This is a genomic window from Kribbella sp. NPDC049174, assembly GCF_043197365.1.
In the GTDB taxonomy this organism is placed as follows: Bacteria; Actinomycetota; Actinomycetes; order Propionibacteriales; family Kribbellaceae; genus Kribbella.
Genome location: NZ_JBICSZ010000001.1, coordinates 485,839 through 508,647, shown reverse-complemented (window position 1 = coordinate 508,647; position 22,809 = coordinate 485,839). Strand labels below are relative to the sequence as shown.

The following is a 22,809-nucleotide window of genomic DNA, read 5'->3' as shown; positions in this document are numbered from 1 at the left end:
TACGACCTCACGCCACGTGCATGCGTTGGACCTGGTCCCGGCGGGCGTGTTCGGCGAAGGCTTCGTCGTACGCCAAGGTCGCCATCTGCAGCACATCCCCCGCCATCTGCGCTCGCGGCGACTCGGTGCTCCACGCCAGCATCAGCTTGCGGTGGATCGGGTCGCCGACCAGCGTGCGGGTGGTGACGTCGCTGGAGAGCATCCGGTAGGACGTTGGTGAGATCAGCGCGACGCCCTGACCGCTCGTCACGAAGCCCATCAGCACCGAGGTGTCCACCGAGTGGTGCTCAACCTTCGGCTGAAACCCGGCCTGCTCGCACGCGGCCCGGAAGAGTACGTGGAACCCGCTGTCGTCCGGCGGCTCCCCGATCCACTCCTCCCCCGACAACGTCGAGAGCTCGATCTCACCCCGGTGCCGCGTCGCGACCGCCAACGGGTGGTCCGCGGCCATCACCACGTACGCCGATTCGGACTCGACGACCGTGCAGGACTCGACACCGCTCGGGAACCGCAGCTCGAAGCCGGGGAACTCCCGCAGCAGCGCGAAGTCGAGCCGCCCGCTCTCCAGCTGCTGCAGCAGCACGCTGGTGGACCACTCGACCTCGATGCTCACCTGCTCGATCTCACCGTGGTCGCGCAGCCGCGAAGCGATCCCGGACATCGGCGCGGTCGGAAACCCGCCGAGCCGTACGGCGCTGGACTCGACCGCAGTCATCGCGGACACGGTCGCGGACAAGTGGTCGACGTCGACCAGGATGGCCCGGGCTCGATCAACGGCGTACCGGCCGAGTGCGGTCGGGGTGACTCCGGTACGGGAGCGTTCGAACAGCTCACCGCCGAACGCCGCCTCGATCCGCTTGAGCTGCGCGGTCAGGCTGGGCTGGCTGACCTTGAGCCAGCGGGCGGCCCGTCCGACAGACCCCGCTTCAGCCACCAGGACCACCACCCGCAGGTGGCGCAGCTCGACGTTCATGCGTTGAGACCGTAGTCCAGGTCAACGCACAGCACACAGTTATCAAGTGTTGCGGTTTCGTCTCAGCCGGGACCAAACCTGTAACGCCGGCCCCGGCTGTGACGATAGGTCATGACGATTCGAGGGCCAATGCCTCTCGGTAGCCGAGGCGGCGGCCGGTCTGCAGCAGCGTGCGCTCGTACAGCCGGGCGCCGAGGCGGACGATCAGCACCGTCGCGACGAGCAGGATCGCGATCGCGAGCAGCGGCTGCCACAACGGCACCTTCTCGGTCAGCATCCGCCCCGGCATCGCCATCGACGACGCGATCGGCACGAACGAGGCGACCGTCTTGGCCGACGACCCGGCGAACACCGAGAAGAAGAACGGGATCATCAGGATCATCTGCCCGGGCAGCGTGGTCGACCCGAGGTCCTCCTGGCGGGTGGCCAGCGATCCAGCGACCGCCCACAGCCCGGCCAGCGCGACGAACCCGAGGACGAAGAACACCACGAACCAGCCGGCCACCGGCGCGACCACCTGCAGGATGTCGAGCTGGTCGGTCGCGATCAGGCCGACCACCGACGCCCCCGCGATCACCACGATCTGCGACAGCGCGAGCGCGGTGTTGCCGAGCACCTTGCCCCACAGCAGCGAGCGGATCGGTACGGCGGCGGCCAGGATCTCGACGACCCGGCTCTCCTTCTCCTGAACGACGCTCTGCGCGATCATCATGCCGAAACCGAGCGCGGTCATGTAGAACACCAGCGCGAGACCGATGTTGACGAAGTCGGCCACGATGTCGGGCAGCGGTGCCGGTTTCAGCAGCTCCAGCTGGAGGTTCGTCCCGGCGCGCAACTGCTCCGGCGTGAGACCGGCGCGCGCCGCGTTCTGCTCCATCCCGACGCTGACGGCGGCTTCCCGCAGCGCGCGCTCCAGCCCGGAGTCGACCCGGTCCTTGCCGAGAACGACGTACCCGTCGGTGCCGGGCAGCAGCGCCGCCTCCACCTCACCGTCGGTGACGAGCTTCTCGGCCGCCGGACGATCTGCCGCCCGGGTCACCTCGAAGCCGTCGTCACCGTTCGTGGCCGAAGCCTGCTGGACGACCTTCGCGCCGGCGTCGTCGATCACCGCGATCTTGTCCGGACCGCCGCGGCCCGCGAGGAGCGCCGGGATGATCACCGCGGCCAGCACCAGCACCAGCATGAACGCGGTCGAGCCGAGGAAGGTCTTGTCCCGCAGCTTGGTGACGATCTCGCGCTCGGCGATCAGCAGCGCGGGACGGTCGAGAGTACGGTCGTTCATCGGGTCGCCTCCCGGAAGACGTCGCTCAGTGCCACCCGCTCCGGCCCGAACTCGAGCACCGGTCCGCGGGTGATCGCCTGCTGGAGAACCTGCTGCGCCACGCCGTCGTCCTCGACGTCGAAGAGCGCCGTACCGCCGGCCACATCGCGCACCCGGATGCCGCGGAGGTCGCGCAGCCAGCCCGCGTCGCCGTCGACCGTCAGCTTGTAGGTCAGGGACGGCCCGGCGGCCAGTTCGACAACGGGGCCTGCGGCAACGACCTTGCCGCGGGACAGGACGACGAGGTCGTCGCAGAGCCGCTCGACCAGGTCGAGCTGGTGGCTGGAGAACAGCACCGGAACCTCGGATGTGACCTCCTCGCGGAGCAGGTCCACCATCGCGTCGACCGCGAGCGGGTCGAGACCGCTGAACGGCTCGTCCAGGACCAGCGCGATCGGCTCGTGCACCAGCGCCGCGGCGATCTGCACCCGCTGCTGGTTGCCGAGTGACAGCGTCTCCAGTACGTCGGTCGCCCGCTCGCCGAGCCCGAGTCGCTCGAGCAGCTTGTCGGTGCGCTCGCCCGCCCGGATCGGGTCGAGCCCGTGCAGCCGGCCGAAGAACACCAGCTGGTCGCGGATCTTCATCTTCGGGTACAGCCCGCGCTCCTCCGGCATGTACCCGAAGTCACGCCGGGTCTCCTGCGTCAGCGGAGCGTCGTTCCACCGCACCTCGCCCGCCGTCGCGGCCAGCACGCCGAGGATGATCCGCATCGCCGTCGTCTTACCGGCGCCGTTGGCCCCGACGAACCCGGTCATCCGTCCCGGTACGACGTCGAAACTCACGTCGTCCAGCGCCAGCTGTTCCCCGAACCGCCGGGTCAATCCAGCCACGCTCAGCATCCGTCACCGTTCCATTCACCTTGGCCCCTCCGCCAGGCCCGCGCCTGACCGCTTCCGCTCGGAAGTAAGTCAAAGTTAGTGAACGGCGCCCGTACACACGTCGGCCCCCAGGGTGATCACGCAGGTCATCCGTACGGCGGACCTGGTCACCACCCCGGGGGGCCGGGGACGGACTGACTTCAGCTGTCGGCGTCACCCTCCAGCGCCTCGACAGCGCCGAGCAGGCTGCGCAGGCCGATCTCGTCCCGCTCGGTGTCGGCCGGGTCGACCGTCCACTCGCTGGGCGGCAGCGTGGCGGCCTCCGCGGGGTGACTGGACTCGATCATGGTCAGGTCGGCCTCGACCTCGTGTTCGAGCTCGTGCAGGAAGTCACCACTCATGACGGGTTCCACTCGCCGTAGTGGATCCGGCCGAGGGTGGCGTCGCCGATCGGGACCAGCGAGTCCTCGACCAGCTCGGAGCCGAAGTACGTCGCCTTCGGGTCGGTGATCACCTCTCGCTTGTCGCCGAGCTCGGCGAGTGCCTTGCGGAAGAACTCGTCCATCCGGTAGCGGTCGGGCCCGGCGATGTCCTTGCGGCCGTTCAGCGGCTCGCCGATCGCGACCTGGGCGACCTGGTCGGCGACGTCGTCACCGGCCATCGGCTGCCAGCCCACCGCCGCCATGTGCACCCCGTCGTCCTGGGCCGAGGAGTCCGCGATGGCCCGGACGAACTCGAAGAACTGGGTCGCGTGCACCAGCGAGTACGGGATCCCGGACTCCTCGATCAGCTTCTCCTGGGCCAGTTTGGCCGCGAAGTAGCCGTTCTCCGGCATCCGCTCGGTGCCCACGATCGACACCGCGACGTGGTGGCCAACCCCCGCCTCGGCCTCCGCGGCGAGCTGGTTCGCGGTGGAGGTGGTGAAGAAGTCCATCACCGCCTGGGCCTCGAACGACGGCGAGTTGGACACGTCCACGACCACGGAGGCGCCCGCCATCGCCTCGGCCAGGCCCTCGCCGGTGAGAGTGTTCACCCCGGTGTTCGGTGACGCCGCGACGACCTCGTGTCCGTGCGCCTCGAACCGCCGTACCAGCTTCGAACCGATCAGCCCCGTGCCACCGATCACCACGATCTTCACAGCCACTCTCCTGTCCCCGGGCACCCCGCTGGCGACCCGACGCCAGTTAAGACAAGGCAGCCCCCGGACTTGTGACCGTCACAACAGGGCGGGCTGCCTTGTCTAGCCTGCAGACGAGAGGACGGACAACGTTGCCCACTGCATCGAGCCGCTTCAGGATCCGGATGACGGCCCGGCCGATCGACGAGCCGCACCGGACCTCGAGCCCGCTGGAACTGCTGTTCGACCTCACCTTCGTGGTCGCGGTCGCGGCGGTGACGGCCGAGTTCGCGCACAGCATCGCCGACGGTCACGCCGCCGTGGTCCCGTTCCTGATGGTGTTCTTCTGCATCTGGTGGGCGTGGATGAACTTCACCTGGTTCGCCTCCTCCTACGACACCGATGACGTCCTCTACCGGCTGCTGACGATGCTCCAGATGGCCGGAGTGCTCGTGCTGGCGGCCGGAGTCCCCGCCGCGACCTCCGAGTCCGACTACAGCGCCGTGCCGTTCGGCTACCTGATCATGCGGATCGGTCTGGCCGCCCTGTGGCTGCGGGCCGGCTACGAGGACCCGGAGCGGCGCCGTACGGCGTTCCGCTACGCAGGCGGGATCCTGACCCTCAACGCGTGCTGGATCGCGGCACTCCTGCTGACCCACATGGCGTTGTGGTTGTTCGTCGTACTGGTGGTGCTCGAGCTCGCCGTACCGCTGTGGGCCGAGCGGCCGCGGGCCACCAACTGGCACCCGCATCACATCGCCGAGCGCTACGGCCTGTTCACGATCATCCTGCTCGGTGAGAGCGTGCTCGCAGCCAGTCGCGGCGTCCAGAAGGCGCTCGCGGTCGGTGACATCAGCAGCTCCTTCCTCCTCGTGTCCGGGGCCGGCCTGGTGCTGCTCTTCGCGATCTGGTGGCTGTACTTCCTGCACCCCGCCGGCCACGGCCTGAGCGAGCGACGGGCCGCCTCCTACCGGTGGGGGTACGGGCACTTCTTCCTGTTCGCCGCACTGGCCGCAGTCGGCGCCGGGCTCGAGGTCGCCGTCGAGGAGGCGGCGCACCACTCCACCTCGACGACGGTCGGGTACGCCGTCGCGATCCCGGTCGCGGTGTACCTGCTCGCGCTCTGGCTGGTGCACGCGCCGATCATCACGCCGGCGGTCACCACGCCGGCCATGATCCTGGGCAGCGTTGCACTCATCCTGCTCTTGCCGCTCCTACTTCCACCGGTCGCCGTGGTGGTGGCTGTCGCGGGTGTCGCTGTACTGATCGCGGCGCTGGTGATGATCCGCGCGAATCAGCTGGCCGGGTCGTCGCCCGGGGTGACCAAACCGCATTCGTAGGCGAAGACGACGGCTTGGACCCGGTCGCGGAGGCCCAGTTTGAGGAGGACCCGGGAGACGTGGGTCTTGACCGTGGCCTCGCCGACGTAGAGCTGGTTGGCGATCTCGGTGTTGGTGAGACCGCGGGCGATCAGGCCGAGGACCTCGCGTTCGCGGTCGGTCAGCTCCTCGAGCAGGTCGGGGCGGTAGACCCGCTCGCCGCCGCCGGTGAACCGCTTGATCACCCGGCGGGTCACCTCGGGAGCGAGCAGGGCGTGACCGGAGTGCACCACCTGGATCGCGTCGACCAGGTCCTCCGGCGCGGTGTTCTTCAGCAGGAACCCGCTGGCTCCGGCGCCGAGCGACTCGAACAGGTAGTCGTCGCGGTCGAACGTGGTCAGGATGACGACCTTGCCGGCGTCCGCGGCGACGATCCGCTGGGTCGCGGTGATCCCGTCCATCCCCGGCATCTGGACATCCATCAGTACGACGTCCGGCCGCAGCGCGAGCGCGAGTTCGATCGCCTTCTCGCCGTCCGAGGCCTCGCCGACCACCTCGATATCCGGCTCGACCGACAGGATCATCCGGAACCCGGCCCGGACCAGATCCTGGTCGTCCACCAGCAGCACGCGCATGGGTGCCGTCTCACTCACGACTGCTTCTCCTCTGTGGCCAGCGGGCGGTTCTGCGGGTCGAGCGGGATCCGGACCCGGACCCGGAAGCCACCGACCGGGCGGGGGCCGATCTCGGTCTCGCCGCCGAGCAGACCGACCCTCTCACGGATCCCGACGTGGCCGAGCCGGCTCCCCACCGGCGCGTGCTTCGGCCGACCGTCATCGATCACCTCGAGCTCGACCGAGTCGCCGAGATAACGCAGTGTGATGTGCGCGCTCCGCGCGGTCGAATGGCGTCGTACGTTGGTCAGCGCCTCCTGGGCGATCCGGTAGACCGAGACCGAGACCGTCTCCGGCAGCTGGACCGGCTGGCCGATCTGGTGGAACCCGACCGACAGCCCTTCGCCGTTCACGTCCGCGATCAGGGCGGGCAGCCGGTCGGCGCCGGCCTGCGGGGCCTTCGCCGCCGGGGCCTCGACGTCGAGGTCGGGGTCGGCCGCGCGGAGCATGCCGAGGAGCTGGCGCATCTCGTTGACCGCGGTGCGGCTGGAGTCCTCGATCACGCTGAGCGCGCTCTTCGCCGCCTCCGGATCGGTGCCCATCACCCGGCGGGCGCCGCCGGCCTGGACGCCGATGCTGCTGATGTGGTGGGCCACCACGTCGTGCAGCTCACGGGAGATCCGGAGCCGCTCGTCGATGACCGCGCGCCGGGCGTTGGCCTGCTGCTGGGCGGCGAGCTCGGTGGCCTGCTGCTCCAGCTCGTACCGCTGCCGCGCGGTCCCCCACGCCGTTCGGCCCCAGAAGTAGGCGCCGAAGAAGTAAAGGACGTTCAGGGCAAGGGTGAGGACGACGCCGGACACGTACGGCGACAGCAGGCCGTCGTTGGGGCCTTTGATCTCGTCGTTCTGCAGCGCCTGGACGAAGTTGAGCACCAGCCAGCCGAACATCCCGACGAAGACCACGCCCACCGCGGCCTTCATCAGCCGACGGTCCCGCGCCCAGGCGACCGCCGCGTAGATCGCCATGAACTGGGCTGCCTGGGTGATCAGGTTGCTGGCGAAGGCGAAGGTGGCGCGTTCACCGGCCACGACGAACAGCACGGACACGACGAGCAGTACCGGGATCGGCCACCGGCGCCGGAAGCAGAGCGGCAGCGCGACGGCCGCGCTCAGCACGTACGCCTCGACGCCGCCGATGCCGAGCTCGACCGGATTCGGCGACACTCCCCGCGCCAACTCGGTGCCGATCACGCCGGCCACGGCCATCCCCAGCCCGAGCAGCAGGTCGTACTTCTGCTCCTTGGCCGTCGGCCCGGGCCGGACCCAGCCACGCACGGTCGTCCCGGTCGCCGGAGGCGTCCCCGGATCGGACACTTTCACTTCCTCGGTACGACGCTCGGCCGCGGAGCCCGGCGTACCGGCCTGGGTCGTCGACATGGTCCATCAGCCTACGGGCCGATCGGTGCTGTCAGGGGGACGCGTACCCTGGAGGGCGTGACGATCGCCCCAGAAGGACGGAAACTGCTCAGGCTCGAGGTGCGCAACGCGGAGACCCCGATCGAGCGCAAACCCGAGTGGATCAAGACCCGGGCGAAGATGGGCCCGGAATACCAGGCGTTGCAGAAGCTGGTGAAGTCCGAGCAGCTGCACACGGTGTGCCAGGAAGCCGGCTGCCCGAACATCTTCGAGTGCTGGGAGGACCGCGAGGCCACCTTCCTCATCGGCGGCGACCAGTGCACCCGGCGGTGTGACTTCTGCCAGATCGACACCGGCAAGCCGGAGGCGCTGGACCGCGACGAGCCGCGACGCGTCGCCGAGTCGGTCCGGACCATGGGTCTGCGCTACGCGACCGTGACCGGGGTGGCCCGCGACGACCTGGACGACGGCGGCGCCTGGCTGTACGCCGAGACGATCCGCCAGATCCACGAGCTCAACCCCGGCACCGGGGTCGAGATGCTCGCGCCCGACTTCAACGCCGTACCCGAGCAGCTGGCCGAGGTGTTCTCCTCCCGGCCGGAGGTGTTCGCGCACAACGTGGAGACGGTGCCGCGGATCTTCCGCCGGATCCGGCCCGGGTTCCGCTACGAGCGGTCCCTGAACGTGATCACCCAGGCCCGCGACTACGGCCTGGTGACCAAGTCGAACCTGATCCTCGGCATGGGCGAGACCCGCGAGGAGGTCAGCCAGGCGCTGCGCGACCTGTACGACGCCGGCTGCGAGATCATCACCATCACCCAGTACCTGCGCCCCTCGGTGCGGCACCACCCGGTCGAGCGGTGGGTCCGGCCGGAGGAGTTCGTGGAACTGAACGACGAGGCCGAGGCGATCGGCTTCGCCGGAGTCATGTCCGGGCCGCTCGTACGTTCGTCGTACCGGGCCGGTCGGCTGTACCGTCAGGCTGTGGAGTCGCGGATGCAGAGCTCCGCCCAGCAGGCACTGCAGGCATAAGAGAACACGGACAAAGGTAGAGATGGCCAAGAACGACGCACCCGCCGAGAAGAAGACCGGTCGGCTCAAGCAGATCCGGTCGGCGTACCAGCTGACCAAGAAGTCCGACCCGAAGATCGGACTGGTTCTCGCCGGGATCTTCCTCGGCGTTGTCGCCGTGTTCGCCGTGGTCGCCGTGCTGGTCGGGCCGCTGCTGGTGTGGCTGCCACTCGGTGTGGCGCTCGCCTTCCTGGCCACCACGATCATCTTCGGTCGCCGGGTGGAGAAGGCGGCGTACAGCCAGATCGAGGGCCAGGCCGGTGCGGCCGCGTCGGCCCTGCAGACGCTGCGCCGCGGCTGGAACGTGACGCCCGCGGTCGCGGTCACCAAGAACGCCGACATCGTGCACCGGGTGGTCGGCCGGCCGGGCATCGTCCTGGTCGGTGAGGGCCAGGCGAGCCGGGTGAAGAACCTGCTCCAGGCCGAGGGCAAGAAGCACACCCGGGTCGCCGGGGGCGCGCCGGTGATCCAGATCGTCGCCGGTCAGGGCGAGGACGAGATCGACATCCGCAAGCTGACCAAGCACGTGATGAAGCTGCCGGCCGCGCTGCAGCCGTCCGAGATCACCGACCTGCTGCAGCGGCTGAAGGCGCTGGACGCGGTCCGGCCGCAGGTGCCGATGCCGAAGGGCCCGGTGCCGACGAGTCTCAAGGGCGCCCGTCAGGCGATGAAGGGGCGCTGAGGGGCGCTGCGCAGCGCTGGCTGGGGGGCTGCGCGTTCTCTCAGCGTGAGATGCCGGTAACCCGGCGGCCGCTGAGTAGTTGATCTGTCGTGACGTGGCACGAGTGTGCCCTCGTGTCGCGCTGTGGGGTGGGGGTCGGGCCTTAAGGTGCGACCAGGACAGATTGGACACGAGGGTTGACGGATATGACGGATCTCATGCCGAGGGTGCACCGCCCGGCGGCTGACACCTGGCCCTCGCTGGCCCCGCCGCGGTCGAATCCGGTCCGCCGGGCCGGTGCGATGGCCGCGATCCGTCTGATCGCCAAGGACCTGCCGGCCACGATCCACCTGGACAACAACCGCTCGTACGGCCTGGGCGGCCCGGCGATGCGGGTGCACCGGAGCTCGGACTTCCTCGACCGCCTCGGGCACGACGCCGGGTCGGGGTTCGGCGAGGCGTACCTGGCCGGTGACTGGGATCCGGAGCCGGGGACCGACCTGGCCGATCTGCTGGTCCCGTTCGCCGAGCGCTTCAGCAACGAGGAGACCCGGCACCTGCTGCCGAAGTGGGCCCAGTCGCTGCGCTGGCTGGTGACCCGCTCCCAGCCGGGCGAACAGGAGAACGACCGGGCCGGCGCCCGCGAGAACGTCAGTCGCCACTACGACCTGAGCAATGCGATGTTCGCCGAGTTCCTCGACCCGACCCTGACCTACTCGGCGGCGTACTTCGGCGCGGACGCCGCGGCCGATCTCGCCACCGCGTCGTACGACGAACTGAACCAGGCGCAGCTGAACAAGCTCGACTCGATCCTGGACGCGGCCGGGGTGGTGTCCGGATCACGGGTGCTCGACATCGGCTGTGGCTGGGCCAGCCTGGCGATCCGCGCGGCCCAGCGCGGTGCGTGGGTGACCGCGATCACGATCGCCTCACAGCAGGCGTTGCTGGCACAGCGCAAGATCGCCGAGGCCGGGGTGAGCGACCGGGTGCAGGTCGCGCTGCGCGACTACCGCGACCAGATCGGCGAGTTCGACGCCGTGCTGAGTGTGGAGATGATCGAGGCGGTCGGCGAGCGGTACTGGCCGGTCTACTTCGACGCGATCGAGCGGCGGCTGGCGCCCGGCGGGGTCGGCGTGGTGCAGGCGATCGTGATGCCGCACGAGCGGATGCTGGCCACCCGGAACACCTTCACCTGGGTGCAGAAGTACATCTTCCCCGGCGGCCTGATCCCGTCGATCAGGGTGATCGAGGACGTCACCGCCCAGCACACCGGCCTCCAGGTCGAGGTACTGCGGCATCTCGGCGCCGACTACGCCCGGACGCTGCGGATCTGGCGCAACCGGTTCACCGACCGCTGGCCGGCCATCGCCGATCTGGGCTTCGACCCCACCTTCCGCCGGATGTGGGAGTTCTACCTCGCGTACTCCGAGGCCGGCTTCCGCACCAACTACCTCGACGACGTCCAGCTCCGCCTGACCAGGCGCTGACGGCGGACGACAGGCCTAGCGGCGTACGACGACTGTGCTGGCGGCGCGGTCGTGCAGGCCCCGGCGGTCCCGGTCGTAGACGACGGCGGGGATGAGCAGGCAGAGCAGGAAGGCGCGGATCACGCCGGCCAGCAGGCCGGGCTGGGCCGTGTAGCCGGCGCTGCCGGGACGGACCGGGACGACCCGGAGGCCGCAGACGCGGTGGCCGATGGTGGCCCCGGCCAGACCGGTCAGGATCGCGGTCATCGCGAAGAACGTGACCAGCTGGGCGATGCTGTAGTCGTTGCCGCCCGCCCACAGGGGCTGGGAGGTGATCGCGGACGCGACCAGACCGGCGATCAGCCAGTCCAGGAACAGCGCGAGCACCCGGCGGCCCCACCCGGAGACCGAGCCCGGACCCTCCTCGGGCAGCCCCAGCCGGTTGCCCGGAAACCGGAATTCTTCGGTGGGTCCTGTGCCCGGCCGCGGGGATGATGCCATGATGGCTAGCCTACGGACACGGCCTGGACCCGGTCACAGCGGCTCGGGATATCTCAGGGCGTCACCGCCGTACACCAGTGGGTCAGCGCGGACACGCTGGGCGTAACATCCGCGAAACATCAGGGTCACGACGGAGTAATCGTCGGGCCCTACGTTCAGATGCAATCTCTGAGCCACCCCGAGGAGTACGAATGTTTTCCAGCGCTGAGGAGCTGCTCGCCTACGTCAAGGACGAGGGCATCGAGATCATCGATGTCCGGTTCTCCGACCTGCCGGGCATCATGCAGCACTTCACCGTCCCGGTGTCGTCGTTCGGACCTGAGGTCTTCGAAGAGGGCCTGATGTTCGACGGTTCGTCGGTACGAGGGTTCCAGCAGATCCACGAGTCCGACATGAAGCTGCTGCCCGACCCGACCACCGCCTTCCTCGACACGTTCCGCGGGACGAAGACGCTGGCGATCAACTTCTTCGTGCACGACCCGCTGACCGGCGAGGCCTACAGCCGTGACCCGCGCAACATCGCCCGGAAGGCGCAGGAGTACCTGAAGTCGACCGGGATCGCGGACACCGCGTTCTTCGCGCCCGAGGCCGAGTTCTACGTCTTCGACGACGTCCGGTTCGAGACCAAGCAGAACTCCGGCTACTACTCGATCGACTCGGTCGCCGGCGCCTGGAACACCGGCCGGGTCGAGGACGGCGGCAACCGCGGCTACAAGGTCCGCTACAAGGGCGGCTACTTCCCGGTCGCGCCGACCGACCACTTCGGCGACCTGCGCGACCAGATCACGCTGAACCTGGAGAAGTCCGGTCTGCTGGTCGAGCGCGCCCACCACGAGGTCGGTACCGCGGGTCAGGCGGAGATCAACTTCCGCTTCGACGAGCTGCTGAAGACCGCGGACAACCTGATGAAGTTCAAGTACATCGTCAAGAACACCGCCTGGCAGGCCGGCAAGACCGCGACCTTCATGCCGAAGCCGATCTTCGGTGACAACGGCTCCGGGATGCACGTCCACCAGTCGCTGTTCTCCAACGGCGAGGCGCTGTTCTACGACGAGGCCGGCTACGGCGGCCTGTCCGACGTTGCCCGCTGGTACATCGGCGGCCTCCTCAAGCACGCCCCGTCGCTGCTGGCCTTCACCAACCCGACGGTGAACTCCTACCACCGCCTGGTGCCGGGCTTCGAGGCGCCGGTCAACCTGGTCTACTCGCAGCGCAACCGGTCCGCCTGCATCCGGATCCCGATCACCGGCTCGAACCCGAAGGCGAAGCGGATCGAGTTCCGCTGCCCCGACCCGTCCGCGAACCCGTACCTGGCCTTCTCGGCCCAGCTGCTGGCCGGCCTGGACGGTATCCGCAACAAGATCGAGCCGGCCGACCCGGTCGACAAGGACCTGTACGAGCTGCCGCCGGAGGAGCACGCGGGCATCGCCCAGGTGCCGACCTCGCTGCCGGCCGTGATCGACTCGCTCGAGGCCGACCACGCCTTCCTGCTCGAGGGTGACGTGTTCACCTCCGACCTGATCGAGACCTGGGTCGACCTCAAGCGCGAGCAGGAGATCGCCCCGATCCAGCTCCGCCCGCACCCACACGAGTTCGAGCTGTACTACGACGTCTGATCCCTGGATCAGCTCAGCGTCAGCTGAACGGCGGCCGGCCCGGAACGCGAGTTCCGGGCCGGCCGCCGTTCTTGCTTGTAGAGGGCAGACTTATGTGTCGTGCACTGTCGCACTGAGGTGGTCTTTGGACAGGTGCACGACCAAGGCCCGGTTCAGTGCCCGCCAGACCTTCACCGTCGACAGGCAGTTCTACAGTTTGCGTGACCGAGACTGTGCTCTCTCGCCTTCAATCACGCGGACTCGCAGATGCAGAGTTGAAGCGGCGAATCCACGGCAAATGGCCGACCGGACCAGTCGCCGAAGCGCTCGACGAGCCGAAGGCCGCCGAGCGAGAGGAGCAGCGGCAACTCCTGCGGGAAGATGCTCCTGATTTCGAGCGCTGCGACGACGAAGTCGGGCTCGGAGTCAGTCGAGAGGTACCACGTCCCGCGGGTAACTTGCGCGGGCGCATCGTAGATCTCAGCAACATCGACGCTGACGTTGCCACGGTCAGGATCCATGAACGACAACGACTCCCGGGTGCGCCGCACGCCATCGGCTTCAGCAAGTAGGCGCACGCTCGGATTGAATACATCCAAGACGAACCGTGCTCCAGGTGCCAGGTGTCTTCGAACCGACCGGAAGCAGCTCACCAGATCCTCAGCCTCATGCAAATGCAGTAGAGAATTGGCTGTGATGAACACGAAGTCGAATGTGCGGCCCAGATCGAAGGCCCGCATGTCGCCCTGCATCCATTCCACCGCTACACCGCGCTCGTTCGCCTTACGCTGAGCCTCAGCCAGCATGTCTGACGAGAAGTCCATGCCCACGCAGGGATGCCCGTCGGACGCGATGGGGATCAGCTTGTGCCCGGTGCCGCACCCGAGTTCCAATACGCGCCCGCCTTGCCGATTGACGTCGGCCCGGTAGAAGTCGACTGCGGGCCCGCCGCCCGGGAACATCAGGTCGTACAGCCTCGCGTGCGAGTAGAACGCTCCACTCATCAAGCGTCGCCTCCCTTCCGACTCATCCGCAGTTGGCCGTGATGGCCTGCTGATTCAAGCGTGTGCGCCGCCGGCGTGTCTGCCGGTGGCGCGGGCGTCGTCCTAGTGGTGGCGGCGGGCGAGGTGAGCATGGATCTCGGCGTTGAGTTCCACGGTTTTGGGCAGGACCTGGAGGATTCGGCGGAAGACCTGGTCTCGGTCGGCGGGCTGCAGCATCACGTACGCCGAGACCGTCGAGAGTTGTCCGATGTACTCGTGGGCGCTCATCGTCAAGCGCCGTTCGATCACCGACTGCCGGACATCGGTGAACCACTCGGCCTCCTGGAGCTCCGTGCCGGGCCATTCCATCGGGCGATCCGCGGAGGGTGTGCCGTCAGGCGACGGGATGCCGTCGTTCTCCAGGTACGGCGAACGTGCCGTGCGCACGGCCTCCTTGAGGGCAGGGTCGGCCAGCTGGATCGGCACACCGAACGAGGCGAACACGCCACCCGGTTGGACTAGTGCGGCCATGCGGGTCCACCGGCCTTCAGGTTTGGTCCAATGAAGCGCGGCAGCCGAATACACCAGCTCGTACGACGAATCCAGCGGCAAGTCCTCGAAGGCGGCTTGCACGGTTGTGACGTTTGCCGGCACGTGTTTGCGCATCTCCGCAAGCATGGCCGCGTCAGGCTCGGTCGCCGTGACCGCGATCCCTGCCTGCGCGAACAGACGCGTTGCCTTGCCTGTCCCGGCGCCGAACTCGAGGGCGGTCCGGATCGGCCCACCGGCGTACGCCATCACCAGATCGAGGAGTTCCAAGGGATATCCGGGCCGGAACCGTTCGTACGCCTCCGCCACCACCCCGAAGCTCAGCGCGCGCGCAACCATGCCGGCATCCTGGCACCATCCACGCCCCAGCGCTTTCCATTTTCCCCCGCCGAACAGCGGACGCGATGGGGGGCGACGTGGCCGTTCACTACCACCCCTAGAGAATTCAGCTTCCGCTATCCGGTGTACGTCGCGCTGACGTGGTAGACCCGGCCGCCCCAGCCTTCGTCGGGGAACGAGTCGGAGATGCGCACGTAGGCGGCCTTGTCCGGGCCGAGGTACGGCGTCAGGTCGAACGTCCGGGTGGCCTTGTTCTCGCCGCCGTGAACGTGCTCGGTCTCCCGCGCCACGGTGGTCCACTGTTGACCGTCACCGCTCACCTCGACGACGTACTCGTTGTCGATCGTCAGCGTCGCGGACGCCGAGGTGGTGCCGGACGGGAACGGGAAGCGGTAGACGAAGTACGCGTGACCGTCGGCGAAGCGGTTCTGGATCCCGTTGCTCTGTGAGCCGCCGGCGTCCCACAGCCATGGGTTCTCCGCCGCCGTACCGGTGTCGAAGTCCGCGGTGTGCGCCACCAGGATCTCGGCCTGCGTGCTGAACGACAGCAGCGGATCGGACGTAGCGGTCACGGTGACCGAGTAGCGGCCGTCCGGCGTACCGGCGGGAATCGCCACGTCGAGCTCGACGCTCGCCTGCGCGGGTACGGCGTTCCCCTTCGGTCGGAGCGTCACGGTCGTCGTGCTCGGGGTCACGGTCCAACCCGCGGGGGCGGCGGCTCGCACGTCGGCCTTGACCCGCTCTCCCGCCGGTGCGGTGGCCTGAAGCCCGGCCACGAGCTTGACGTGGGTCGCAGTACCGCCGGCGGGCATCACTACCGGCTGGGCCGGAGTCATGGCCGCCGACAGCGACCGCACCGGCGGCCGCGCTGGTACGGCGGCGATCAGGGCGCTGAGCGCACTGGCCTGAGTACGCCAGTCGAAGACGTTCGGTTCGTCCGCACTCGTGGCCCCGGACCACCGCTGGCCGAGCCGTCCGGCCGCGTCACGGTCGTTGTCCCAGACGGAGGCGGCCTGCTGGGCGAGGAAGGCGACGTACCGAGAGTCATGCGTGGTGTCGGCGAGGTCCATCCAGTAGCGCAGGAAGATGCCCTTGAACTGCTTCTGGTTGTCGTCGCAGACCTTGCCCGGCACGTCGCACGACTCGGTCAGGACGCCGTTCGAGACCAGGCCCCCGGCCCCGATCGCGGAGTCGGCCAGCCGTCGTACGGTGGTCAGCAGCTGAGGATTCCGGGTTGCCCGCCACAACTCGAGGCCGGCTCCGATCGCCAGGCCCTGGTTGTAGGTCCACACCGTGTCGTTGTTGCTCTGGCAGGTGCTGGTGTTCAGACCGTCGTTGACCAGGCCGCCGAAGTTGATCATCCCGCTGCCCGTGAACCAGTTCCACCCCTGCTGCGAGCGGCCGAGCCAGTGCCGGTCACCCGGGATCCGGTTGTGCAGCTCGGCGGTGAGGCGGATCCAGAGGCCGTTGGTGACGGCGTTCTTGTACGTCCGCTCGGCGTCCCACCAGACACCGCCGCCACAGGTGTCGTCCCAGTAGTCCTCGACGTACTCCGCGATCGTGACCGCCATGTCGAGGTACTTCTGCTTCTTGGTCAGGTCGTAGGCCTGGATCCAGGTCAGCGCCCACCACTCGGAGTCGTCGATGGCGCGGCTGGTGAAGTTGCCGAGCAGTGGATCACCCGACAGGTACCCCGCGGGGAAGACGCCTTTGTCCTTCTCGAACGTGTTGTCCAGCTGCTGCAGATAGCGGCGATCTCCGGTGCGCTGCATGTAGTCGCCGATCGTCTGCAGGGCGACGGCGGAGTTCCACCAGCTGGACGGGAACCATGCCTTCACCGGCTCGTACGACGTCATCAGGACGTCGGCGGCGACCCGGGACCGCGCCGTGGCCGTCGGGCCGTCGGCACCTCCCGGCGGAACGGCTGCGGCAGCCGGTGGGGACACCAGCCCGACGGCCAGCGTGACCACGCCGGCCATCAGGGCGCACAGAACGCGCGGACGACTCAACACCATGATCGGATCTCCTCGAGTGCTCGTGGGCGGTCGGCGGACCGAGGTTGGAAACGTTTCATCAGGCTCTCGCTGGAGAATCGTCGTCGCAGCAGACAACGATGTCAATGGCCCAACCCGGTCATCCTTCGCGCCGGCTGACCAGACCGCGAGACGGCCATAGTCGACTAAATAAGTGAACATAAACTGCTTTCCATGACTTTTCTGTGGTACATCCCGAATCAGGTCGATCCCGGGCATCGCGGGGATGACGCCGTCCGAGGGCACAACAGTCTGGAGCGATTGACCGAGCTGGCTCGGTTGACGGAGGCGCACGGGTGGGGTGGGGCGCTGCTCGGGACCGGGTGGGGGCGGCCGGACACGTTCACGGTCGCGACGGCACTCGCCGCGCAGACGACGACCTTTCAGCCGTTGATCGCGATCCGGCCCGGGTACTGGCGGCCGGCGCACTTCGCGTCCGCGGCGAGCACACTCGATCAGCTGACCGGCGGTCGGGTGCTGGTGAACATCGTGTCCGGGCAGGACAACCTCGCGGCGTACGGCGACAGCGAGGGCGACCAGCCGCAGCGGTACGCACGGACGAAGGAGTTCCTCCAGCTGGTCCGGCGGTTGTGGACCGAGGAGGAGGTGACCTACGTGGGCGAGTACTTCTCGGTCACCGGATCCACAGTCGCGACGCGTCCCGTCGTACGCGAAGGAAGACTGCACCCGCGGCTGTACTTCGGCGGTGCGTCCGATGCCGCTCAGCGGGTCGCCGCGACCGAGGCGGATGTGCAGCTGTTCTGGGGTGAGCCGCTGGACGGGATCGCCGAGCGGATCAGCAAGCTGCGGCAGCTGGAGGCCGAGCTGGGGCGTGAGCACGCGCCGCTCGAGTTCGGGCTGCGCATCACCACGCTCGTGCGCGACACCACCGAGGAGGCCTGGGCGGACGCGGAGGCGAAGGTCGCGAAGATGGCCGAGGCACAGGGTTCCCGCGATCGCCGCTGGTTCAAGGCGGTCGGCCAGCAACGACTACTGGATCTGGCCGAGCGGGGCGAGATCCTCGACGACAATCTCTACACCGCGACCGGCAAGTACGGCGGCGGAGGCGCCGGTACGACGTGGCTCGTCGGCTCGGCCGACGACGTCGCGAAGTCGCTCCGCAAGTACCAGGACCTCGGCATCACCCACTTCGTCCTGTCCGACACGCCGTACCGCGAAGAGATCGTCCGCATCGGCGACCAGCTCCTCCCGCTGCTGACGAACGGAGCCTGACAGCCCGGCTGCCCCTCCGGCCGATAGTGTGCTGCCTCCTGGGATGAACTCGCTCGCCCGGTGCGTCCGTTTCCCTTGACGATCACATGCCGATTGTGATCGGTTGATTACCGAGCGCCAACGCTGGGTAAGCGGTGCTTGTGAGGCATGTGAGGAGCACGTGATGGTCACATATCTGCCGCGGTCCGCCTGGAACGCGCGGCCACCGAACGGTGGGCCGGGCAATCTGACGGTCTCCCGGGTCCAGGGCGCGGTGATCCACTGGCCCGGGACCGGATCGACAAGTGTCATCCACAGCAAGGCGGCGGTCGCGTCGGCGTTGCGGGGCTGGCAGAACTACCACATGGACAGCCGGGGCTGGTCCGACATCGCGTACCAGATCGCGGTCGACCAGGCCGGCCGGGCCTGGACGCTGCGCGGGTTGCGGACGCAGTCCGGTGCCAACGGCAACGCTGATCTCAACGAGCGGTACGGCGCGATCCTGCTGGTGCTCGTCACCGGCGAGCAGCCGACCGCCGCGATGAAGGCGACCACCCGCGGGGTGATCGCCGACTTCCGCAGAATCTTCCCCCGCGGTACGGCGATCCGGCCGCACTCCGCGGTCCGGCCGGACGGTACCGACTGTCCCGGCCCGGCCGCCCGGGCCGCGATCGCCCGCGGCGACTTCACCCCAACTTCGTCGGAGGACGACATGACGCCTGCCCAGATGCAGGAACTGAAGAACTTCATCGAGGCCCGCAGCCAGGCCTACGCCCTCTGGGTGCACCGGCAACTGCGCAAGGATCTCTCCGCGGTGGTGAAGGCGTACGCGCTCGACATCAAGAACTACGAGCGCCAGACCGACGCCGCCGACGCCCAGCGCGCCGCCGCCGCGGTCTGGGCGACCGCACCGGACACCTTCCAGCCGAAGCCGGCCCCGGACCCCGAACCCGAGCCCGATCCGAGCACGGAGCCCTATCTCCTGCTCCCGGACCCCGAGCCGATGCCGACCGCCGACACCACACCGGACGCCGCCCCGGACTCCGCGCCGGACGCGGCGACGGACCCCAACGGCAGCGCGCCCGCGGGCACCGCGCCGGCCGCACAGCCGGAGTCAGGATCGGACCCCGAGCCCAACCCCACCCCGCAGCAGTAACCGCGACCTTCAGCGTCCTGCGGCCTTGAGCACCCGCAGGGCGTTGAGGGTGATCATCTCGTTCGGACCACTGCGCCCCCAGTCGACGACTTCCGGCGTACGGTCGCCACCCGGCGGACTCCACCACTGCTGCCCCGCGTGCCAGCGACCATCCGGTTGCTGCTGTCGCTCCAACTCAGCCAGCGCATCCCCAGCCCGCTCGTCCCGCACCAGTCCGAGCCGCGACAACACCAGGAGCGCCTGCAGGATGTCGTAGTGCCAGTACGGCGGATAGCTCGGCCGCAGCCACCGCTTGTTGATGGGCTCACCGGTCGACAGGCTGCGGAACACTCGGTGCTCCAGGAACAACTCCCCGGCCCGTACGGCGGCATCACGCGCAGCGGTGTCGCCGGTAGCGCGGTGATACTCATGCAGACCCCACGCAGCCGCATGCGACTCGTGGAACGACGAACGCCGGCCGGACGCCTTCCGATCGCAGTTCCAGCCGCCGTCGGGCCACTGCCAGTCCAGCAACCCCTCCGCCAGCTGCTGCACGCGCGGGTCGTCTGCCATGCCCAGCCGACTGCAGGCCCCGAGCGTGTTGCCCTCGATGGACGCACAGCGTCGTACCAGTCCGTCGACGACACTCACGCCGTACTTCAGCGACCGCATCACCTCAGCCAGGTCGTACTCCGCAGCCGCCACCGCCCGCGGCTCCCCCGCCGGCACCTCCAACTCCGCCAACGACACGATCCGCCAGTGCGCGCCGGTCCACTTCTTGTAGGCCCGCTTGTCCGCAGACGCGTCGTCGAGCAAGGCCTGCACCTTGAGCCCGCTCAGCACATCCTCGTGGTGCGGTCGCCCGAGCAGGTCCCGCCGAGCCATCCCCCGCACCGCCGGCTCCGCCGACTCGAGCAACCACGCCACCGCATCCATCGGCCCATTCTCTGTCGGTGGCTGGTGGTTGGGTAGGCGCGTGGACATCACTGAGTTGTCGGAGCGGTTGGAGAAGCTGTCGGTGCGGTACGGCGAGATCCTCAGCTTCGAGCGGGATCCGGACTGGTTCCTGCTCAAGTTGCAGGAGGAGATGGGCGAGCTGACCCAGGCCTACCTGCAGCACACCGGCCGCGCCCGCGCCAAGGGACTCAGTGCGGAACAGATCCGCGACACGTTCCACCAGGAGTTCGCCGACGTCTTCTGCCAACTCCTCCTGCTCGCCCGTCAACACGACGTCGATCTCCCCCAGGAAATCGAGAAGAAGTGGCTCGCCCGCGAGATCTAGCTGTTGCCTGAGGCAACCGGACTGGCGTCGGCCGGGGCGGCGCTGGACTGCCCTGGGCGGGCGCTCTTGGCCAGCACGACGAGAATGCCGATCGTGATCAGGTTGGCGACCACGAGGCTCACCCACAGCGGGTTGACGAGGACGTAATCGCTGATCAGCGCGGCGGCGTACCCGAGCGGCCACGCCAGCGTGCCGAGCAACTTCTGGCCGCGGGTCCAGCGGTCGGAGGTCCACAGCAGCCAGACGCCGGCCAGCCAGCCGATCACCAGGACGAACGGCCCGATCACCAGCAGCGCGAGCGCGGCGAAATCCCGGAGGCGCAACCGTGGCGGCTGCTCGACCAGGACGAGACCGTCGGTGGCCGCGGCGACGATGTCGGCAGGGTCACCCAGCCGCGCCAGGACCTGTCGCACCTCGCTCTCGGACGTGGCGCCGGCCGCGCGCGCCTCGGCGATGTGTGAGGTCACCTCGGCGACGAGGTCGTCGCGCCGTCGCACCGGCAGCGACTCGGCCGCCGCGGACAGGTGCTTCAGATACGCCTCGACCAACTGGTCACCGCTCATGCTTGTCTCCATCTGTCTGTCCGTGACGCAGGATCGTGTCGACCGACGTCCGGAACCTGTTCCAATCTGCGATGAATGCCGCGAGCGCCTCACGCCCCGCGGCGGTGGACGTGTAATAGCGCCGCGGCGGTCCGGCGTCCGACTCCCGCCGGCTGGTCTCCACCAGCCCTTCCCGCCGCAACCGGGCCAGCAGCGGGTAGATCGTGCCCTCGGTGGTCACCATCCCGTCGACTTCCCCGAGCCCACGCCAGGTGAGGTGGTGTCGGCGCGTTCTCAGTCGGATTTCGGTTTGATGGCGAACATCACGGCGAGCACGAACGCCGGGATCGCGAGCACCCAGGTCGAGCTGAGGCCGAGCAGCACCGGGACGAGACAGAGCAGGAGCAGGTCGAAACCCCGGATGGGCTGGGAGAACAGCCCGGGCGGGATGGCCCCCATCGGCGACGCGACCAGCGGGCCGGCGTACGACGGAGGTCGCGCGGAGGCCTGCCGGACGGTGCCGGAGATGATGCCGGCGGCAACGGCGAAGGCGGCCGCGCCATTGGACAGGGCGGGCAGGGCCAGGAGGACCCAGAGCGCGGTGACGCCGGCCGGGACGACGGCCATGATGACCCGGAGCTCGCGGAGATCCATGCCGAGGGCCCGGACCAGGCCGGTCGAGCGGCACACCGATCGCAACCCGTCCATCAGCGGGCGGACGGCGACGAAGCCCGCGAACCCGGCCGCGATCGGCACCAGGACGTCGAGTCCGGTTCCGGCCACGGCGTACGGTACGACGAGCAGCGCGAAGCCGATGACGAGGCGCCGGGGCCAGCGCAGGATCCGGAGGAACTCGCGGTGCACGAGGGCCGCACCCCGCGAGCCGCGACCCCGGTGGGAATGCACGCGGCCCTTCAGCCGCCAATGCCGGCCCGAGACCACGTCGGCGAGCATGCTGATGTCCAGACTGCTCGCAGCTCCGGCAAGCCCGGCCAGCAACTCGCCGCCGGCGATGACGGTCGTCCGGTTCAGCTTGGGGAGCGTTCGCGCGGTGGCGATCACGATCGCCAGGACGACGGCCAGGCATACCAGCCCGATCACGAGCAGACGGGCCTGCTCAAGTGTGAGCAGTGTGTCCGGCTCGACCGGACCCCACTGAGCGATCACGACGTTGGCAATCTGGCCCTCGGGCTCGGACCTGGTGGCCAGCCACACCGCCGGGATCGCGGCAACGATCAGCAGGAGATCCGCGACGCGGAGCGTCCACCTGGTGCGCACCTGTGATTGCTGGGCCCACACCGTCACACACGCAACACAAACCAGCAAGGAGGCAGTCACCACCGACGCCTCCCCGATCCCCAGCATCGGCCACCCGAGCAGCGTCCACGCGATCACCGAGACCAGCAGGCCGGTCACGGCCACGATGGCGATCACCGCCCGGTACGTCGGCCGCAGCAGCGCCCTCCGGTCGACCGGAGTGGCCAGCAACCAGAATCCCGTGGCCCGGGACGCCGATACCGGCCCGACGCTCAGCAACATCCGCAGCGTCGTTGCCACCAGCAACGGCACGAGGATGAAGGGCAGGTAGTACGACAGCTCCATGCAGGACCACGACATGCACCGGGCAGCGTTCTCGTTGAGCTGGCGCAGGACGTTGCCCCCGGTGGCGCCCAGCATCGCGAGGGTGAAGGCGACCAGGTAGACGTCCTCGAAGATCTGCCAGAACGACCGGTCGGCGCGGCGGCGCCGGGTCTTGCGCATCCAGGCCCGCAGCGAGCGCGACGCCGGGATCGCACCGAAGTCGGCCGGGTCGAAGACGACCGGCCCGTCCGCCGCGCTCACGCGGCAACCTCCGCCCGACAG

Annotated in this window: 23 protein-coding genes; 8 read left to right on the top strand and 15 right to left on the bottom strand. The window is 68.7% G+C overall.

Annotated elements, in window-relative coordinates:
- Positions 1–7 precede the first annotated feature (7 nt).
- From ACGFIF_RS02410 to ACGFIF_RS02390, 5 genes are all read right to left on the bottom strand, one after another.
- Complete coding sequence (locus ACGFIF_RS02410) at positions 8–973, bottom strand: LysR substrate-binding domain-containing protein (RefSeq protein ID WP_393150541.1); 966 nt, start codon at positions 971–973, stop codon at positions 8–10.
- A 109-nt stretch (positions 974–1,082) separates the two neighbouring features.
- Entirely contained in the window at positions 1,083–2,255 is a 1,173-nt protein-coding gene (locus ACGFIF_RS02405; protein ID WP_393150539.1) for an ABC transporter permease, read from the bottom strand.
- The gene (locus ACGFIF_RS02400) at positions 2,252–3,133 is read right to left on the bottom strand and encodes an ABC transporter ATP-binding protein (protein WP_393150537.1); all 882 of its coding nucleotides are present in this window, start codon (positions 3,131–3,133) and stop codon (positions 2,252–2,254) included. The genes ACGFIF_RS02405 and ACGFIF_RS02400 overlap by 4 nt, the downstream gene beginning before the upstream one ends.
- Positions 3,134–3,312: 179 nt before the next feature.
- Entirely contained in the window at positions 3,313–3,513 is a 201-nt protein-coding gene (locus tag ACGFIF_RS02395) for a hypothetical protein (RefSeq protein ID WP_393150535.1), read from the bottom strand.
- Complete coding sequence (locus ACGFIF_RS02390; RefSeq protein ID WP_393150533.1) at positions 3,510–4,250, bottom strand: SDR family oxidoreductase; 741 nt, start codon at positions 4,248–4,250, stop codon at positions 3,510–3,512. Before ACGFIF_RS02390 ends, ACGFIF_RS02395 begins: the two co-directional genes overlap by 4 nt.
- Positions 4,251–4,414: 164 nt before the next feature.
- Between ACGFIF_RS02390 and ACGFIF_RS02385 the strand changes: the two genes are divergently transcribed.
- Complete coding sequence (locus tag ACGFIF_RS02385) at positions 4,415–5,569, top strand: low temperature requirement protein A (RefSeq protein ID WP_393150531.1); 1,155 nt, start codon at positions 4,415–4,417, stop codon at positions 5,567–5,569.
- Here ACGFIF_RS02385 and ACGFIF_RS02380 read toward each other — a convergent pair.
- Positions 5,524–6,183, bottom strand: coding sequence for a response regulator (locus ACGFIF_RS02380; protein WP_393153617.1), 660 nt, complete (start codon positions 6,181–6,183; stop codon positions 5,524–5,526). The two genes, ACGFIF_RS02385 and ACGFIF_RS02380, sit on opposite strands and share 46 nt — an antisense overlap.
- A gap of 14 nt (positions 6,184–6,197) precedes the next feature.
- Entirely contained in the window at positions 6,198–7,598 is a 1,401-nt protein-coding gene (locus ACGFIF_RS02375; protein WP_393150529.1) for a sensor histidine kinase, read from the bottom strand.
- 57 nt (positions 7,599–7,655) lie between these two features.
- Between ACGFIF_RS02375 and lipA the strand changes: the two genes are divergently transcribed.
- The 3 genes from lipA (at position 7,656) to ACGFIF_RS02360 (ending at position 10,796) form a co-directional block, all read left to right on the top strand.
- On the top strand, positions 7,656–8,609 hold the full coding sequence (gene lipA / locus ACGFIF_RS02370; protein ID WP_393150527.1) for a lipoyl synthase: 954 nt from the start codon (positions 7,656–7,658) through the stop codon (positions 8,607–8,609).
- A gap of 22 nt (positions 8,610–8,631) precedes the next feature.
- A complete protein-coding gene (locus tag ACGFIF_RS02365; protein WP_393150525.1) occupies positions 8,632–9,330 on the top strand; it encodes a DUF4191 domain-containing protein in 699 nt (232 codons plus the stop codon).
- A 185-nt stretch (positions 9,331–9,515) separates the two neighbouring features.
- Complete coding sequence (locus tag ACGFIF_RS02360; protein WP_393150524.1) at positions 9,516–10,796, top strand: class I SAM-dependent methyltransferase; 1,281 nt, start codon at positions 9,516–9,518, stop codon at positions 10,794–10,796.
- Positions 10,797–10,811: 15 nt separating this feature from the next.
- On the opposite strand, the gene ACGFIF_RS02355 is transcribed toward ACGFIF_RS02360, so the two are convergent.
- Positions 10,812–11,276: an RDD family protein gene (locus tag ACGFIF_RS02355; RefSeq protein ID WP_393150522.1), complete on the bottom strand. Its 465-nt coding sequence runs from the start codon at positions 11,274–11,276 to the stop codon at positions 10,812–10,814.
- Between the two features lie 191 nt (positions 11,277–11,467).
- Between ACGFIF_RS02355 and glnA the strand changes: the two genes are divergently transcribed.
- Positions 11,468–12,892, top strand: a complete 1,425-nt coding sequence (gene glnA / locus ACGFIF_RS02350; RefSeq protein ID WP_132207120.1) for a type I glutamate--ammonia ligase — start codon at positions 11,468–11,470, stop codon at positions 12,890–12,892.
- 230 nt (positions 12,893–13,122) lie between these two features.
- On the opposite strand, the gene ACGFIF_RS02345 is transcribed toward glnA, so the two are convergent.
- The 3 genes from ACGFIF_RS02345 to ACGFIF_RS02335 form a co-directional block, all read right to left on the bottom strand.
- Complete coding sequence (locus ACGFIF_RS02345) at positions 13,123–13,875, bottom strand: class I SAM-dependent methyltransferase (protein ID WP_393150519.1); 753 nt, start codon at positions 13,873–13,875, stop codon at positions 13,123–13,125.
- A 102-nt stretch (positions 13,876–13,977) separates the two neighbouring features.
- Positions 13,978–14,742, bottom strand: coding sequence for a class I SAM-dependent methyltransferase (locus ACGFIF_RS02340; protein ID WP_393150517.1), 765 nt, complete (start codon positions 14,740–14,742; stop codon positions 13,978–13,980).
- Positions 14,743–14,858: 116 nt separating this feature from the next.
- Positions 14,859–16,757 (bottom strand): glycoside hydrolase family 76 protein, encoded by a 1,899-nt coding sequence (locus ACGFIF_RS02335; RefSeq protein ID WP_393150515.1) that lies wholly within the window; start codon positions 16,755–16,757, stop codon positions 14,859–14,861.
- A gap of 192 nt (positions 16,758–16,949) precedes the next feature.
- On the opposite strand from ACGFIF_RS02335, the gene ACGFIF_RS02330 reads away from it, so the two are divergent.
- Positions 16,950–18,008 (top strand): LLM class flavin-dependent oxidoreductase, encoded by a 1,059-nt coding sequence (locus tag ACGFIF_RS02330; protein WP_393150513.1) that lies wholly within the window; start codon positions 16,950–16,952, stop codon positions 18,006–18,008.
- A gap of 163 nt (positions 18,009–18,171) precedes the next feature.
- Complete coding sequence (locus tag ACGFIF_RS02325; protein WP_393150511.1) at positions 18,172–19,143, top strand: peptidoglycan recognition family protein; 972 nt, start codon at positions 18,172–18,174, stop codon at positions 19,141–19,143.
- A 9-nt stretch (positions 19,144–19,152) separates the two neighbouring features.
- Here ACGFIF_RS02325 and ACGFIF_RS02320 read toward each other — a convergent pair whose 3' ends face one another.
- Positions 19,153–20,058, bottom strand: a complete 906-nt coding sequence (locus tag ACGFIF_RS02320) for a hypothetical protein (RefSeq protein ID WP_393150509.1) — start codon at positions 20,056–20,058, stop codon at positions 19,153–19,155.
- A gap of 40 nt (positions 20,059–20,098) precedes the next feature.
- Between ACGFIF_RS02320 and ACGFIF_RS02315 the strand changes: the two genes are divergently transcribed.
- On the top strand, positions 20,099–20,404 hold the full coding sequence (locus tag ACGFIF_RS02315) for a pyrophosphatase (protein ID WP_393150507.1): 306 nt from the start codon (positions 20,099–20,101) through the stop codon (positions 20,402–20,404).
- Here ACGFIF_RS02315 and ACGFIF_RS02310 read toward each other — a convergent pair.
- Genes ACGFIF_RS02310 through ACGFIF_RS02300 form a run of 3 tightly spaced genes read right to left on the bottom strand, consistent with a single transcriptional unit; the run spans position 20,401 to position 22,788 of the window.
- Positions 20,401–20,967, bottom strand: a complete 567-nt coding sequence (locus ACGFIF_RS02310) for an HAAS signaling domain-containing protein (protein ID WP_393150505.1) — start codon at positions 20,965–20,967, stop codon at positions 20,401–20,403. The two genes, ACGFIF_RS02315 and ACGFIF_RS02310, sit on opposite strands and share 4 nt — an antisense overlap.
- Positions 20,957–21,190: a PadR family transcriptional regulator gene (locus ACGFIF_RS02305; RefSeq protein WP_393150503.1), complete on the bottom strand. Its 234-nt coding sequence runs from the start codon at positions 21,188–21,190 to the stop codon at positions 20,957–20,959. The genes ACGFIF_RS02310 and ACGFIF_RS02305 overlap by 11 nt, the downstream gene beginning before the upstream one ends.
- 50 nt (positions 21,191–21,240) lie before the next feature.
- Positions 21,241–22,788, bottom strand: coding sequence for a DUF6297 family protein (locus ACGFIF_RS02300; protein ID WP_393150501.1), 1,548 nt, complete (start codon positions 22,786–22,788; stop codon positions 21,241–21,243).
- Between the last annotated feature and the right edge of the window lie 21 nt (positions 22,789–22,809).